Source organism: Pseudomonas sp. MH9.2 (assembly GCF_034353875.1).
Classification (GTDB): Bacteria; Pseudomonadota; Gammaproteobacteria; order Pseudomonadales; family Pseudomonadaceae; genus Aquipseudomonas.
Genome location: NZ_CP133784.1, coordinates 2,798,351 through 2,813,002, shown reverse-complemented (window position 1 = coordinate 2,813,002; position 14,652 = coordinate 2,798,351). Strand labels below are relative to the sequence as shown.

General features: G+C 58.9%; 14 protein-coding genes and 1 riboswitch. Of the genes, 6 read left to right on the top strand and 8 right to left on the bottom strand.

Annotated elements, in window-relative coordinates:
• The first annotated feature begins 216 nt into the window (after positions 1-216).
• The gene (locus tag RHM55_RS13230) at positions 217-765 is read left to right on the top strand and encodes a cytochrome b (protein WP_322176847.1); all 549 of its coding nucleotides are present in this window, start codon (positions 217-219) and stop codon (positions 763-765) included.
• Between the two features lie 26 nt (positions 766-791).
• On the top strand, positions 792-1,373 hold the full coding sequence (locus tag RHM55_RS13225; protein WP_219064003.1) for a YceI family protein: 582 nt from the start codon (positions 792-794) through the stop codon (positions 1,371-1,373).
• Between the two features lie 122 nt (positions 1,374-1,495).
• Here RHM55_RS13225 and RHM55_RS13220 read toward each other — a convergent pair whose 3' ends face one another.
• The 4 genes from RHM55_RS13220 to ahcY form a co-directional block, all read right to left on the bottom strand.
• The gene (locus RHM55_RS13220) at positions 1,496-3,382 is read right to left on the bottom strand and encodes a DEAD/DEAH box helicase (protein ID WP_322176846.1); all 1,887 of its coding nucleotides are present in this window, start codon (positions 3,380-3,382) and stop codon (positions 1,496-1,498) included.
• Between the two features lie 223 nt (positions 3,383-3,605).
• Positions 3,606-4,436, bottom strand: a complete 831-nt coding sequence (locus tag RHM55_RS13215; RefSeq protein WP_322176845.1) for a substrate-binding periplasmic protein — start codon at positions 4,434-4,436, stop codon at positions 3,606-3,608.
• 235 nt (positions 4,437-4,671) lie between these two features.
• Positions 4,672-5,517 (bottom strand): methylenetetrahydrofolate reductase [NAD(P)H], encoded by an 846-nt coding sequence (gene metF, locus RHM55_RS13210; RefSeq protein ID WP_322176844.1) that lies wholly within the window; start codon positions 5,515-5,517, stop codon positions 4,672-4,674.
• Between the two features lie 173 nt (positions 5,518-5,690).
• Complete coding sequence (gene ahcY, locus RHM55_RS13205) at positions 5,691-7,100, bottom strand: adenosylhomocysteinase (protein WP_322176843.1); 1,410 nt, start codon at positions 7,098-7,100, stop codon at positions 5,691-5,693.
• Between the two features lie 21 nt (positions 7,101-7,121).
• A riboswitch (S-adenosyl-L-homocysteine riboswitch) is annotated at positions 7,122-7,241 on the bottom strand.
• A gap of 217 nt (positions 7,242-7,458) precedes the next feature.
• Here ahcY and RHM55_RS13200 point away from each other — a divergent pair.
• The gene (locus tag RHM55_RS13200) at positions 7,459-7,860 is read left to right on the top strand and encodes an acyl-CoA thioesterase (RefSeq protein ID WP_322176842.1); all 402 of its coding nucleotides are present in this window, start codon (positions 7,459-7,461) and stop codon (positions 7,858-7,860) included.
• A gap of 24 nt (positions 7,861-7,884) precedes the next feature.
• On the opposite strand, the gene RHM55_RS13195 is transcribed toward RHM55_RS13200, so the two are convergent.
• Complete coding sequence (locus tag RHM55_RS13195; RefSeq protein ID WP_322176841.1) at positions 7,885-9,048, bottom strand: MFS transporter; 1,164 nt, start codon at positions 9,046-9,048, stop codon at positions 7,885-7,887.
• Between the two features lie 249 nt (positions 9,049-9,297).
• Here RHM55_RS13195 and RHM55_RS13190 point away from each other — a divergent pair, with 249 nt between their 5' ends.
• The 3 genes from RHM55_RS13190 (at position 9,298) to RHM55_RS13180 (ending at position 11,072) form a co-directional block, all read left to right on the top strand.
• Positions 9,298-10,137, top strand: a complete 840-nt coding sequence (locus RHM55_RS13190) for a DMT family transporter (protein WP_322176840.1) — start codon at positions 9,298-9,300, stop codon at positions 10,135-10,137.
• A gap of 10 nt (positions 10,138-10,147) precedes the next feature.
• The gene (locus RHM55_RS13185) at positions 10,148-10,534 is read left to right on the top strand and encodes an MAPEG family protein (RefSeq protein ID WP_322176839.1); all 387 of its coding nucleotides are present in this window, start codon (positions 10,148-10,150) and stop codon (positions 10,532-10,534) included.
• A gap of 88 nt (positions 10,535-10,622) precedes the next feature.
• Positions 10,623-11,072: a c-type cytochrome gene (locus tag RHM55_RS13180; protein WP_219064013.1), complete on the top strand. Its 450-nt coding sequence runs from the start codon at positions 10,623-10,625 to the stop codon at positions 11,070-11,072.
• Between the two features lie 33 nt (positions 11,073-11,105).
• On the opposite strand, the gene RHM55_RS13175 is transcribed toward RHM55_RS13180, so the two are convergent.
• The 3 genes from RHM55_RS13175 to metK all read right to left on the bottom strand — a co-directional run bounded on the left by RHM55_RS13175 (position 11,106) and on the right by metK (position 14,644).
• A complete protein-coding gene (locus RHM55_RS13175) occupies positions 11,106-11,519 on the bottom strand; it encodes a DUF1090 domain-containing protein (RefSeq protein ID WP_322176838.1) in 414 nt (137 codons plus the stop codon).
• A gap of 71 nt (positions 11,520-11,590) precedes the next feature.
• Positions 11,591-13,273, bottom strand: coding sequence for an NAD-dependent DNA ligase LigB (gene ligB / locus RHM55_RS13170; protein WP_322176837.1), 1,683 nt, complete (start codon positions 13,271-13,273; stop codon positions 11,591-11,593).
• Positions 13,274-13,453: 180 nt separating this feature from the next.
• The gene (gene metK / locus RHM55_RS13165) at positions 13,454-14,644 is read right to left on the bottom strand and encodes a methionine adenosyltransferase (RefSeq protein ID WP_219064016.1); all 1,191 of its coding nucleotides are present in this window, start codon (positions 14,642-14,644) and stop codon (positions 13,454-13,456) included.
• Positions 14,645-14,652: the final 8 nt, after the last annotated feature.

Below are 14,652 nucleotides of genomic sequence, written 5' to 3'. Positions count from 1 at the left end.
TCTTGTGACGCAGAATGACAATGTGGTGCCACTCATCGGGATCGAATGTCCGATTGTCACGGTGCAGTATTGTCGGTCGGGCATTAACGGGATGCTGGCATCCGGCTGAAAGGAGTCAGCCTATGATCGTATTTTTCGATATTTCAAAGCGAAATTTTGCGCTTTCATTCGATAGATAAAAAGTTAGTCTGAGACCCACTTTTGAAGGTAACTGTGATGCAGCTACGCAACTCCTCCTCTCGTTACGGTCTGGTCAGCATCTTGCTGCACTGGGGTGTGGCGCTTGTTGTCTTTGGTTTGTTCGCACTGGGTCTGTGGATGGTCGACCTCGACTACTACGATACCTGGCGCAAAGCGGCTCCTGACCTGCACAAGAGCATCGGTCTTACCTTGTTCGCTGTGATGGTGGTCAGGGTGGTCTGGCGCTTCATCAGCCTGCCACCTCCTGCACTGTCCGCTCAGAGTCGGCTCGTCCAATGGGGGGCTAAGTTCGGACATCTGTTTCTTTATGTCGGTTTGTTTGCCGTGATGTTTGCCGGTTACCTCATTTCCACCGCCGACGGTGTGGGGATTCCGGTGTTTGATCTGTTCGAGGTGCCGGCGTTGATTTCCAGCATCCCCGATCAGGCAGACGTCGCGGGCGCTGTTCATGAGTACCTGGCCTGGGCACTGGTGATTTTCGCTGGATTTCACGCCCTGGCCGCATTGAAACACCACTTTATTGATCGCGATGCGACCCTTACGCGCATGTTGGGTCGCGACTAATGTTCAACCTAAACGGAAATAAACGCATGTTGAAGAAGACGCTCGCCGCTCTGGCTCTGGGTACTGCTCTGTTGTCCGCCGGGCAAGTGATGGCCGCTGATTACAAAGTCGATAAGGAAGGCCAGCACGCCTTCGTTAACTTCAAGATCAGCCATTTGGGCTTCAGCTACATCTACGGCACGTTCAAGGACTGGGACGGCACCTTCAGCTTCGACGCGAAGAACCCGGAAGCCAGCAAGATTAATGTCACGCTGAAAACTGCCAGCGTCGACACTAACCATGCTGAACGTGACAAGCACATCCGCACCCCTGATTTCCTGGACGTAGCAAAATTCCCGGAAGCCAAATTCGTATCGACTTCGGTCAAGTCGACTGGCACCGACACGGCTGACGTGACCGGTAACCTGACACTGCACGGCGTGACCAAGCCAGTCGTGATCGCTGCGCATTTCCTGGGCGAAGGCAAAGATCCATGGGGCGGCTACCGTGCAGCCTTTGAAGGCACCACCACTATCAAGCTGAAGGACTTCGCGATTCAGAAAGATCTGGGCCCTAAAACCCAGGAACTTGAGCTGATCTTCTCGTTTGAAGGCGTTCAAGCCAAGTAAGGTTTGCTCGCAACATAAAAACGCCGACCTTTGGGTCGGCGTTTTTATGTCTGGAGTCGCATGATATCCAGACCAAAAAAAACGCCCCGGTCGGGGCGTTTTTTTATGCAGCGTGTCTGGCTTTAACCTTCGCGGTTGCGGGTCAGCAATGCGGGTTTCTCGCCACGTGGACGGCTTGGCAGTTGGTCGAGTTGATCAGCCGACGGGAAGCGATCGCTTTTTGACTCTTTGTGCACGATCTTCGGCTGCGGTGCACCTTCGCGAGGACCTTTGACCACAGGTTCCTGACGTGCGGGCTGATCATCGCGAGCGGCGGCAGGGCGACGATTGCGTGGCGCGTCGTCACGACGGGCCTGGCCATCGCGTGGCGCGCCGTTACGTGGACCAGAACGGGCGGCAGGCGGTGTACCCGTGGTCGAGCCAGCGCCGGTGCGAGGACCGCTTGGGCGACCCGAGCTTGGCGCGCGAGCAGCAGGTGCTGCACCGCCTGCGGTAGCCGCAGGTGCCGGAGCGCCCGGACGACGACCACGACTCTGGCCTTTATTCGGGTACGGGCTCACGTAGTCAGCGCGGTTGCCGAAGTTATCCACTTCGTCGTCCAGGAACTCGTCCGGGGCACGGTCGGCACGCGGGGTTGCCTGACGCTGCTCGCGGGCAGGTGTGCCCTCGCGCGGCTTCTGGGCTGGACGCTCAGGACGTGCGGCGGCTGCCGGCTTTTCCTGACCCTTGTCCTTGCCTTTATCCTTACGGCCGCCACCACCGCCACTGCCGGTCGGGCCATCGCCGCGAGGGCCACGGGGTGCGCGTGGGTTACGCACATCCGGACGCTCACGTACTTCTGGCTTCTCTGCTTCAACCGTTGTGATATCGAAGCCCATCAGGTCGCCATCGGCGATTTTCTGTTTGGTCATGCGCTCAATGCTTTTGAGCAGCTTCTCTTCGTCCGGCGCGACCAGCGAAATCGCTTCGCCGCTACGGCCCGCACGGCCTGTACGGCCGATACGGTGCACGTAGTCTTCGTCGACGTTCGGCAGTTCGAAGTTGACGACGTGGGGCAGCTGGTCGATATCGAGACCGCGCGCGGCGATATCGGTGGCGACCATGATCCGCACCTGGCCAGCCTTGAAGTCAGCCAGTGCTTTGGTTCGGGCGTTCTGGCTCTTGTTACCGTGGATCGCCACCGCCGTGAGGCCGTGCTTGTCCAGGTACTCAGCCAGACGGTTTGCACCGTGCTTGGTCCGGGTGAAAACCAGCACCTGTTCCCAGGCACCTGCGGTAATCAAATGCGCCAGCAACGAGCGTTTATGGCTCGAAGACAGACGGAATACGCGCTGTTCGATACGCTCGACCGTGGTGTTCGGCGGCGTGACTTCGATGCGTTCCGGGTTGTGCAGCAGCTTGCCGGCCAAGGCCGTGATGTCGTTGGAGAAGGTCGCCGAGAACAGCAGGTTCTGGCGCTTGGCAGGCAGGCGAGCCAAGACTTTCTTCACATCATGCACGAAGCCCATGTCGAGCATCCGGTCGGCTTCATCGAGCACCAGAATTTCAACGCGGGACAAATCGACGCTGCCCTGACCGGCCAGATCGAGTAGACGGCCTGGGCAGGCCACCAACACGTCAACGCCTCTAGCCATGGCCTGGACTTGCGGGTTCGTGCCGACACCGCCAAAAATAACGGCGCTGACGAACTTCAGATCCCGGGCATACACCTTGAAGCTATCGTGTACTTGCGCCGCGAGCTCGCGGGTTGGGGTCAGGACCAAAACGCGCGGTTGGCGCGGGCCGTGACGCTGGGATTTGTCCGGATGACCGTTGGGGAACAACCGTTCCAGAATCGGAAGGGCGAAGCCGCCGGTTTTACCAGTACCTGTCTGCGCCGCAACCATAAGGTCGCGACCTTGCAACACGGCGGGAATGGCCCGCTGTTGCACCGGAGTAGGCTCGGTATAGCCCGCTGCCTCGATGGCGCGGACTAAAGCCTCGGAGAGACCGAGGGAAGCAAAGGACATGAGTAATCCTGTTTTAGTTAGGGCTGGGCCCATTGAGAAGGTCTTGCCTGGCGTGAATGGCGTTTAGAGGACGCAATCCCGTCCGGTCCTGCTGGGTCTTGACGTGCGTCTCGGCATATCGGCGCGGGAAAGAAAAGTCGCGACTGACGTGATCGAGATGCCTTATGCAAGGCCGAGCGTCCGGGCGTAAGCCTGGCGGGAATGCCGGAGTATAACAGAGCAATCACAACGCGCTGCTTTCCTGCTGCTCAACGGTTTTTTCAGGCGCAGACGCCGGCTGCAGTGGCGTGGTGAGCAACGTGGTAGCCGTTGGCGTCGCCTCGCCAGCATAGCGGGCACTCAACTCGGCGTACGCCGGTTCGCGTTTGAAGCGTTTGAGCTCGGCACCAAAGCGCTGCACCAGCAGGTCCATGCCCACATTTTTGCGCAGAGCAAGGTATTGCGGCTCACGGCTGATGACGGTTGGCAACTGGCTGATTTGCTCGCGAACCTTCAATTCATCAAGCAGATACTGGCCGACACGGCGGTCGGTAATCACCAGATCGATCCGCCCGCGCAGAAGCTTGCCGAAATTGGCTTCATGGGTGGGCGCTTCTTCACGGGTGAACAGCGGTGAATCCCTAAATTCCGGGCTGTAAAGATAGCCCGGCGAAACCCCTACGGTCAGGCCGCGCAGGTCTTCCAGGCTTTGAAACGGGTGGGGACGGGCGTTGGCGTAGAACAGCACGAACTCGACATCGGACAGAGGTTCGCTGGGGTACAGCAATGAATCAGTGCGCTCGGCGTTCTGGAAAATATCCAGTGCGCCGTCGGCCTGGCCCTGTTCAAGCATCGCCAGGCAACGCTTCCAGGGCAGAAAATGCCACTCCACTTCGATGCCCAGGCGCTGGAAGATGATCGACGTTGTTTCGTAGTCCAGCCCGCGTGCCTGACCATCCTCCATGTACACGTAAGGTGCCCAGGGTTCGGTGACGATGCGCAGTTTTTCGCCTAAAGCAGTGAAGCTAAGACAAGTGAGGACCAGGGCAGTCAGGAGTCGGACAATGTGAGACATCGCCTGAGATTACGACGGACGTTGCCTAAATAGAAGCGCCGGATCGGACCTCTGCGGCTAATGGATCACTTCTGTTCATGTCGGCGTTGCATCATCTTGCCAACAGCAGCCATGCGAAACATCGCTGGAAGTAGTCACGTAGTCCAAGGTGTCAGCCGAGTCTCGATGAGGCGAGATCCGGCTGATTCAACGTGCTGGATGTTACACGCGCAAGATGATCACGTTAGATTGGTTTTTAACGTGGAAGCTTGAGGTTATTCCAGATCGCCAGGCTGGGTTCTGCCTGGTTAAGGGTATAGAAATGCAGCCCTGGTGCGCCACCTTGCAACAGGCGCTCGCACATTTGTGTGATGACCTGTTCGCCGAACGCCTGGATGCTTTGCACGTCATCGCCGTAAGCTTCCAGCTGCTTGCGGACCCAGCGCGGGATTTCTGCACCGCAGGCGTCAGAGAAGCGCGCGAGCTTGCTGTAGTTAGTGATCGGCATGATGCCCGGCACGATAGGAATGTTCACGCCCATCCTCCGCACACGCTCGACGAAGTAGAAGTAGCTGTCGGCGTTGAAGAAGTATTGGGTGATAGCGCTGTCGGCACCGGCCTTGGCCTTGCGCACGAAGTTTTGCAGATCGTCTTCGAAGTTGCGTGCCTGCGGATGCATCTCCGGGTAGGCGGCGACCTCGATATGGAAGTGACTGCCGGTCTCTTCACGAATGAAGCTCACCAGATCGTTGGCGTGGCGCAGCTCACCGCTGGCCATGCCCATGCCTGAGGGCAGGTCACCGCGCAGGGCGACGATGCGTTTGATCCCGGCGTCTTTGTACTGCGTTAGCAGTGCGCGCAGGTCAGCCTTGCTGTCGCCCACGCAGGACAAATGCGGGGCCGCAGGGACTTTGACTTCGCTTTCCAGCTGCAGCACGGTGCTGATCGTGCGGTCGCGGGTCGAGCCACCGGCACCGTAGGTGCAGGAGAAAAAATCAGGGTTGTAGCTGGCCAGGTGACGGGCCGTGGTGAGCAGTTTTTCATGCCCTGCATCGGTCTTCGTCGGGAAGAATTCGAAGCTGAAGCGACGGTCGTTAGACATGGACGCCGATCTCATTGTAGGAGCGGGCAAGCCCGCGATAAGGTCGGAACGACCTTCAAAATGCTGAAACCACATCGGTTCGCGTGTCTGATCGCGACGACCGCTACGCGGCCGATCATCCGGATGCGGCCCAGACCAAGCCCGCTCCTATGGGGAGCGGGCTACCTGATCAATCAGTAGCGGTAGGCGTGCGGCTTGAACGGACCTTCAACGGTCACGCCGATGTAGTCGGCTTGTTGCTTGGTCAACTGAGTGACCACGCCACCGAAACCACGGACCATTTCCAGCGCCACTTCTTCGTCGAGTTTTTTCGGCAGTACTTCAACCGTCAAACGCTCGGCTTTCTGTGCCGGTGCCAGGTTGGCGTACTTCTGGTCGAACAGGAAGATCTGCGCCAGTACCTGGTTAGCGAACGAACCGTCCATGATCCGGCTCGGGTGACCGGTAGCGTTACCCAGGTTTACCAGACGGCCTTCGGCCAGCAGGATCAGGTAGTCATCGTTGTGCGGATCGAAGGTGCCAGCGCCGGTGCGGTGAACCTTGTGCACCTGTGGCTTCACTTCTTCCCATGCCCAGTGCTTGCGCATGAAAGCGGTGTCGATTTCATTGTCGAAGTGACCGATGTTGCACACGACCGCGCGTTTCTTCAGGGCCTTGAGCATGTTCGAGTCGCAGACATTGACGTTACCTGTGGTGGTCACGATCAGGTCGATCTTGCCCAGCAGTGCAGTGTCGATGCTGGCGGCAGTGCCGTCGTTGATCCCGTCGATGAACGGCGAAACCAGTTCGAAACCGTCCATGCACGCTTGCATCGCGCAGATTGGGTCAACTTCGGAAACCTTGACGATCATGCCTTCCTGGCGCAGCGACTGCGAAGAGCCCTTGCCCACGTCGCCGTAGCCAATGACCAGCGCTTGCTTGCCGGACAGCAGGTGGTCGGTACCGCGCTTGATCGCATCGTTCAGGCTATGACGGCAGCCGTACTTGTTGTCGTTCTTGCTCTTGGTCACCGAGTCATTGACGTTGATGGCCGGGATTTTCAGCTCGCCCTTGGCCAGCATGTCCAGCAGGCGGTGTACGCCGGTGGTGGTTTCTTCGGTAACGCCGTGGATCTTGTTCAGCATCGCCGGGTATTTCTTGTGGATGATCTCGGTCAGGTCGCCGCCGTCGTCGAGGATCATGTTGGCGTCCCAAGGCTGGCCATCTTTAAGGATGGTTTGCTCGATGCACCACTCGTACTCTTCTTCGGTCTCGCCTTTCCAGGCGTAAACCGCGATGCCGGCAGCCGCGATAGCAGCAGCAGCCTGGTCTTGAGTCGAGAAAATGTTGCAGGACGACCAGCGTACTTCGGCACCCAGAGCAACCAGGGTTTCGATCAGCACGGCCGTCTGGATGGTCATGTGGATGCAACCGAGAATCTTCGCGCCCTTGAGCGGTTGCTCGCCAGCATATTTGCGGCGCAGACCCATCAGGGCAGGCATTTCGGATTCGGCGATGATGGTTTCGCGACGGCCCCAGGCAGCCAGGGACATGTCGGCGACTTTGTAGTCGTTAAAATCTGCAGGCGTGATTACAGCACTCATTTAGAGTCTCCATTCGTAGTGTGCGAATGGGCGCCGTTGTGCGTTTAAGGCTCGTCCGGACTGATTCAGTAAGGTCAGCCGATCAAGCAACGCCCCATCCGAGCCTGACAGGACAAGCCTGCTGCAGCGCCCCTCGGACAGGTGGCGGGAACGGTCATGGGCTGTTTAGACAATCGAGCCGACGGTGACCGTTTTTGAAGCTCGGCGATTATAGCCGTGCTCGAGGCGTAGCCCAAGACCTTTCCATCGCATAACCCTGCAAAAAACTAATCGCTACGTAAGCCGATGCCCGATAGAGGTAACGCGCCGGGTCTGCCATTATTAGCGCCATCAATTGGCAATACGGTCAGGAGTGAGCATGAATTTCCACACCCGCAAGTGGGTTAAACCCGAAGACCTCAACCCCAACGGCACGCTGTTTGGTGGCAGTCTGTTGCGCTGGATCGACGAAGAAGCCGCGATCTACGCCATCGTCCAGCTGGGCAATCAACGGGTGGTAACCAAGTACATTTCCGAGATCAACTTCGTCAGCGCCTCGCGGCAGGGCGACATCATTGAGCTGGGCATCACTGCGACCGAATTTGGTCGGACCTCGATTACCCTGACCTGTCAGGTGCGCAACAAAATCACGCGCAAAAGCATCCTCACAGTGGAAAAGCTGGTCTTCGTCAACCTCGGTGAAGACGGCCTGCCAGCCCCGCACGGCAAGACCGAAATCACCTACGTGAAGGACCAGTTCAAGGACAGCGACACTCATTGAGGATGTCGTAGACCCGGCTGAGTATCAGGCGTTGACTATTTGCGCCTGACGCCGCTGCAAATAGAGGTAGAACAGCGCAGTTAGTACGGTCAATACCCCGACGGCTGCGCCCGTCCACGGCAGGTCGGCAAGGTCGGCGCCGCTGGCAACCACCAGGCCGCCGATCCAGGCACCGGCCGCGTTGCCGAGGTTGAAAGCGCTTTGATTGAGGGTTGAACCCAGATTCGGCGCATCGCTGGCTTGGTCGATGATCAGCAACTGCAGAATCGGGCACAACGCGAACGCCACCACGCCCCACAGCAGCAGGGTAATGGCAGCGGGAATGACCGAATGGCTGGTCTGGCTGAACAAGGCCACGATCAGTACGACGGCAATCGACATTCCTAGCAGCGCAGGCAGCAAACGACTGTCGGCCAGTCGGCCTCCGAGCATGCTGCCGCCGGTCAGGCCCAGGCCGAACAACAGCAGCATGAAGGTCACGCCGTGCGGGGTGACACCGGTAACGTCGCGCAGAATCGGGGCGATGTAGGTGAATACGCTGAACAGACTGGTCGACGCCAGGACGCTCATCGCCAGCGCCAGTAATACATTGGGTTTGCCCAATACGCGGAATTCGGTGACCAGATTGCCCTTTTCCATAGGGATCTCCTTGGGCAGCCAGACCATTTGCGCAATCACCGCGATCACACCAATTACGGCCACTGCCCAGAAGGTTGAACGCCAGCCTGCGTATTGCCCGAGCGCCGTGCCCAGCGGCACGCCCAATACATTCGCCAGGGTCAATCCGGTGAACATCAGCGCGATGGCCTGCGCGCGTTTGTTCGGCGCGACCAACCCTGCCGCCACCACGGAGCCAATGCCAAAGAACGCACCGTGGCACAGGGCGGTAATCACCCGTGCGGCCATCAGCGTGGCATAGGTCGGCGCCAGCGCGCAGAGGACATTGCCGAGGATGAACATCAGTGTCATGCCCAGCAATGTGGCTTTGCGCGGCATGTTCGCGGTAGCAATGGCGAGGATCGGCGCGCCAAACACCACGCCCAACGCGTAGCCGGTGATCAGCAGGCCGGCGTCAGGAATGCTGACGCTCAGATCATTGGCGACCTCGGGCAGCAAGCCCATGATCACGAATTCGGTGGTGCCGATACCGAAAGCGGCAACGGCGAGTGCAAGCAAAGCGAGTGGCATGTGTAGAGGCTCCGTCTTAAGGGATATGTCGATAGTCTTGACGTCCCGATCAGGCGTGCGCAGGCGAGCGACTGAACTCGATCCGGTAAAGGCTGAGTCCGTAGAAGCAAAATTATTGGAATAGTTAGGGTGCGCAACGGGGGTGTGACGTAATCGGTGTCAGTATATCCAGCTGCTGGTAGATGGCGAATCAATTGCTCCCGGCGGTAACTTCCCGGATAACGACCCTTTTGAACAAGGAAGCGGCCAGTGCTGGCGACGGCTTTGGTGTTGATTGCAGCCCTCCTGCATGCGACCTGGAATACCCTGATCAAATTCAGTGGCGAACGGCTATTGGTCATCGCCAGCATGGATGGGGTCGCTCTGGTTTTCGCCGTATTGGCGCTTACTTTCGTGACACCGCCGCCTGCTGAAGTCTGGCCGTGGATGCTGGCCTCGGCCGCTTTCGAACTGGTTTATCGTGGCCTGCTGATCAGGGCGTACCGAGTGGGCGATCTGGGCCTGGTCTATCCGTTGATGCGCGGGCTTTCACCCCTGGTGGTGTTGGGGTTGACGCTGATGTTTGCTGGCGAACAATTGAGCACACAACAAATTCTCGGCATTTTATTGATCCCGTGCGGCATGGTCTGCCTGTTGTGGCAGGGTGGTGGCGGCGAGCGTTTGCCTTGGTCGATGCTGCCGGTGGTTGGGTTGATCGGCCTATGCATCGGCTGCTACACGTGGATCGACGGCCAGGCACTCAGGATCGGCGCGCAGCCACTGGACTATCTGGTATGGCTGACGCTGATCAGTGCCTGGCCGTTTCCATTGTTGGCGATATGCAACAAGCGTCAGGCGTTTACCCTGTTTTGGTGCGAGCAGTGGCGCCTTGGGCTAGGCGTCGGGTTGTGTGTGTTGTTCAGCTACGCTCTGGTGCTATGGGCCATGCAGCTGGGGTCGGTGGCAGAGGCTGCGGCCTTGCGCGAAATCAGTGTGGTGCTGGTGGTGTTGTTCGGCATGCGCTACCTGAAAGAACCTTTTGGTCGGCCCAGGCTCTTAGCGTGTGGGCTAGTGTTGCTCGGCATGCTTCTAATGAAGCTGAAACTATAAGGATTTGCTTATGACTCCTGCTTTCTGGTGCATATTGATCGCGATATGCCTGCCTTACCTATGTATCGGCGTGGCCAAGTTCAGTGGCGGCAAGTTCGGCCTGCGGGAGAACCATGACCCGCGCACCTTTCTCGACAATCTTGAAGGGTTTGCCAAGCGTGCGCATGCAGCGCAACTCAATAGCTTTGAGGTGACGCCAGCGTTTGCCGCCGCAGTGATCATTGCCGACATCGTCGGTAACGCCCAAGCGGTCACCATTGATGTGCTGGCGGTGCTGTTTATCACCAGTCGTCTGCTGTACATCATTTTTTACCTGGCGGACCTGGCAGTTTTGCGCTCCCTGGCCTGGGCAATTGGCATGGGGGTTATCGTGACGTTGTTCATCGTTTCCGCCTAAGAGAAGTTCCTGCTGCGGCAACGGTACGCTTGGTCTTTTGCGATGAGCCGAGGATACTGGCCGCCGTTTCCACCAGCCTGTAGCGATCATGACCTTGAAAAGACTTTCCGTGGTATTGCTGGCCTGCCTGACCTTGAGCGCCTGTGGCGGGGTTGATCCCAATTCACCTTTGGGTCAGCGCAAGGCGATCTTCAAAGAGATGCTCAAAACCAGCGAAGACTTGGGCGGCATGCTGCGTGGCCGCGTGACGTTCGACGGCCAGCGCTTCACCGACGGCGCGATCAAGCTCGACAGCCTGGCCCACGAGCCGTGGAAGCATTTCCCCGTGGTCAAGGAAGCCGACCATACCAGCGCCAAGGATGATGTCTGGCAAAAACAGGCACATTTCCAGGAACTGGCCCGGTCACTCGAATCGGCCACCGGGGAACTGGTGCTCGCCACCAATGCCAAGCCCTTCAAGGCCAGCACCCTGAGCCCTGCGGTGCAGAAGGTCGAAGATGCGTGCGAGGCATGCCATAAAGAGTTTCGCGATCATTGATGTGCAGTGATTGACACACTGCTTTGCGGTGTATCAATCATAGTTCGGCTCGACCTTCTCCAGCTCCACTTGAGCGTCATGCAGTTCTTTACGCGACTCGGCGAGTTTGTCTTTGCGCGTGTTGATCTTGTCCGGGTCGCCTTTGCTCATCGCTTTGGTCAGGTCTGACTGGCGCCGGCTGACGTCGCGTTTGGCCTCCAGCACTTTCTGTTCAAGTTGCTTGAGCAAGGAGGCGTCGGCGCAGGTGGTCGATACCTCACTCAAGGCATTTTCCAGCCCGGCTTGCTGGTCGCTGTTGCCGTTGGCCTTGGCGAGTTCGATCCGGGCGCTGATGTCCTGGCGCTTGGCCGCGCAGCCCGTCAGTTGGGGGGCTTCCTCGGCGGCGAACAGCGGTGCTGCCAGCAGGCTGCATGCCGTGAACAGGGTCAGCGGTGACAAGCACTTCATGGGGGCTCCCTTGAAAATAGTGACGCGATAAGCGAACGAAGACTCGCCTGTCCCTGAAAAATGATATTGACCTAAAAACCTTCTATCCCTTGCACCCGCAATTGCTCACTCAATGCCTGTACCTGCGGATTTTGAAAAAACGCATTGAGCTGTGCGGCCCTTCCTGGACCGATTCCCGGCTCGCTTATCCACTGTTCGACACTCTTGGCCGCCAGTTCACTCCACTGGCTACCGAGGTCAACGCCAGCGGTCGGCGGTAACCCGAGCGCTTTCACCCAGCGATGAAACGGTTGCTGTCGAGCCTGTTGAAAACTGCCAAGCAGTTTAGCGCTGCTGCGCTCGGCGAGGCCGGCAATGTTAGCAAGCTGCACGGCATCAAGGGTCATCCAATCGAGCAGGCCGTTAATCTTTCCGGCCCTGAGCAACGCATCCCACGTGCCAGGTCCCACTCCGGGCATTGCCAGCCCTTGCTTGCCGCCGAGCCAAACCAGGCGCGCCTGAAACTGGCTTTCGCATCCCGGGCTCGGCTGCCAGCAACTGAGGGCGTGGTAGTCGCTCGCCTGCGGCACGTTGAACTCAGCCCGTTCAACGCTGCGTGACACCACGCTGTCCAGGCGTGGGATGGTCAATCCTGCCAGACTGATTGCGATCTGGTCGCCGGGGCGGATGTCCATTTTTTGCCAGCGTACCAGGGACCCGACATTGATCCGCTTGACGTTCCGATCATCCAGACGCACCGGGTCCACGTCCAGAACCGGCGTGATTCGGCCGCTGCGCCCGATGTTGAAGTTGACCTTGCGCACGTTCGCGATCACTTGGGCGTAGGGGTATTTCCAGGCTGCGATCCAGTAGGGCGCCTTGGCTTGCCAACGTTGTGCAGAGGGTCGCTGGCTCTGGCGCATGACCACTCCATCGGTGGCGAAGGGCAGCGCATTGCGGTACCAGTGCTCGCGCCATTGCTGCGCTTGAGCGAAGTTTTGCAGGGGCTTGCTATAGAGCGCACTGTCGGTGAACCCCATGGCACTCAATCCGTCGAGGCGTTCGGTCAGGTGCTCCGGCCCGCTTGGCCAGTCCCAGACGAACAGGCCTACATTTGCCGCCTCGTCCGGGGTAATGGTCTTGCGTGCCAGCAACCCGGCGACCTTGCTGCGCGCGTTCAGGCTGCCGCCGTCGGCTTGCACGTGGTCTGCCAGCCGCCAGTACAACTCGCCTTGCAGCACCAGACTTTCCCGCCAGGGCAGGTGCTGCGCGATGGCGGGTAACTGGCGTGCGTTGTGGGTCCAGTCCTGTCCTGTGAGCCCATCGCCTCGGCTAATGACCTGCTTCAACTGGCCGCTTTCATACACCAGCGTGACCGCGACTCCGTCGACCTTGGGCTGAATCCACACGTCCTCACGGTCCTTGAGCCAGGCTTGGACTGCGCGTTCGTTGCGCAGTTTGCTCAGCCCGGTATGGGGTATGGGATGAACGAGCGGACCGGCCGCTGTTTTCAGCGGATTGTCGTCAGGCGCCTTCTGAGCAAAGCACCCACGCCACAGCGACAGGCGTGCGCGAGACTGGTCATAAAGCTCATCCGCGATCAGAGAAACTCCCTGGCGGTGATAGCTGTCATCCCATTGGGCAATGTGTTGTTGCAGAGCAACTATTTCGGTGCGGACCTTGGCGGGCGGCCAGTCGGGGCAGGTGTCGGCGTTGACGGTTAACGAGGCGAGCGCGAAAACAGCACTGGTCAATACACGCAGAACGGGCAGCATCGAAGCATCCTTGCTTGGGGTTTGCTTATGAGGCTAGTTGCTAGGTTGGGGGGGAAGAGCATTGACTGGTTACCGGATTTTGCAGTGCCCGCGATGGCGGAGGGATTTCCAGCGGACACAAAAAAGCCCCCGCCGACCAACGTCGACGGGGGCTGTTTTTAACTTGAAACGCTGGCGCTATTACAAACCGGCAGCGATGCGCAGGGCGTCGGCGCGGTCGGTGCGTTCCCAGGTGAAGGCGGTGAAGGTGTCATCGCCAACAGTCATTTCTACTGGCGTACGACCGAAGTGGCCGTAGGCAGCAGTGGCCTGGTACATCGGGTGCAGCAGGTCGAGCATGGTGGTGATTGCGTAAGGGCGCAGGTCGAAGTGTTCACGCACCAGGGCGATAATCTTCGAGTCTGGCAACTTGCCGGTGCCGAACGTGTTCAACGAAATCGAGGTCGGTTGTGCAACGCCGATGGCGTAGGACACCTGGATCTCGCAACGCTCAGCCAAGCCTGCGGCGACGATGTTCTTCGCCACATAACGACCCGCGTACGCTGCGGAACGGTCAACCTTAGATGGATCCTTGCCGGAGAACGCGCCACCGCCGTGACGGGCCATGCCGCCGTAGGTGTCGACGATGATCTTGCGACCGGTCAGGCCGCAGTCGCCCACGGGGCCACCGATAATGAAGTTGCCGGTAGGGTTGATGTGGAACTGAGTGTCTTTGTGCAGCAGCTCGGCTGGTAGCACGTGTTTGACGATCAGCTCCATCACGCCTTCGCGCAGGTCTTTGTAGGACACTTCAGGATTGTGCTGGGTGGAGAGCACGATCGCGTCGATGCCCACGACCTTGCCGTGTTCATAACGGCAAGTAACCTGGGATTTGGCATCCGGGCGCAGCCATGGCAGCAGGCCGGATTTGCGGGCTTCGGCCTGACGCTTTACCAGTGCGTGGGAGAAGGTGATCGGCGCAGGCATCAGCACGTCGGTTTCGTTGCTGGCGTAGCCGAACATCAGGCCCTGATCGCCAGCGCCCTGATCTTCAGGCTTGCTGCGGTCAACGCCTTGGGCGATGTCCACCGACTGCTTGCCGATGATGTTCATCACGCCGCACGTCGCGCCGTCAAAGCCGACGTCGGAGCTGTTGTAGCCGATATCGAGAATAACGTTACGGACGATGTCTTCCAGGTCGACCCAGGCCGACGTGGTCACTTCACCCGCGATGATCGCTACGCCGGTTTTGACCAGCGTTTCGCAGGCGACGCGGGCAAACTTGTCTTCGGCAATAATGGCGTCCAGAACCGCATCGGAAATCTGGTCGGCGATTTTGTCCGGATGTCCTTCGGACACGGATTCGGAGGTGAAAAGTGAGTATTCGCTCATATCGACGG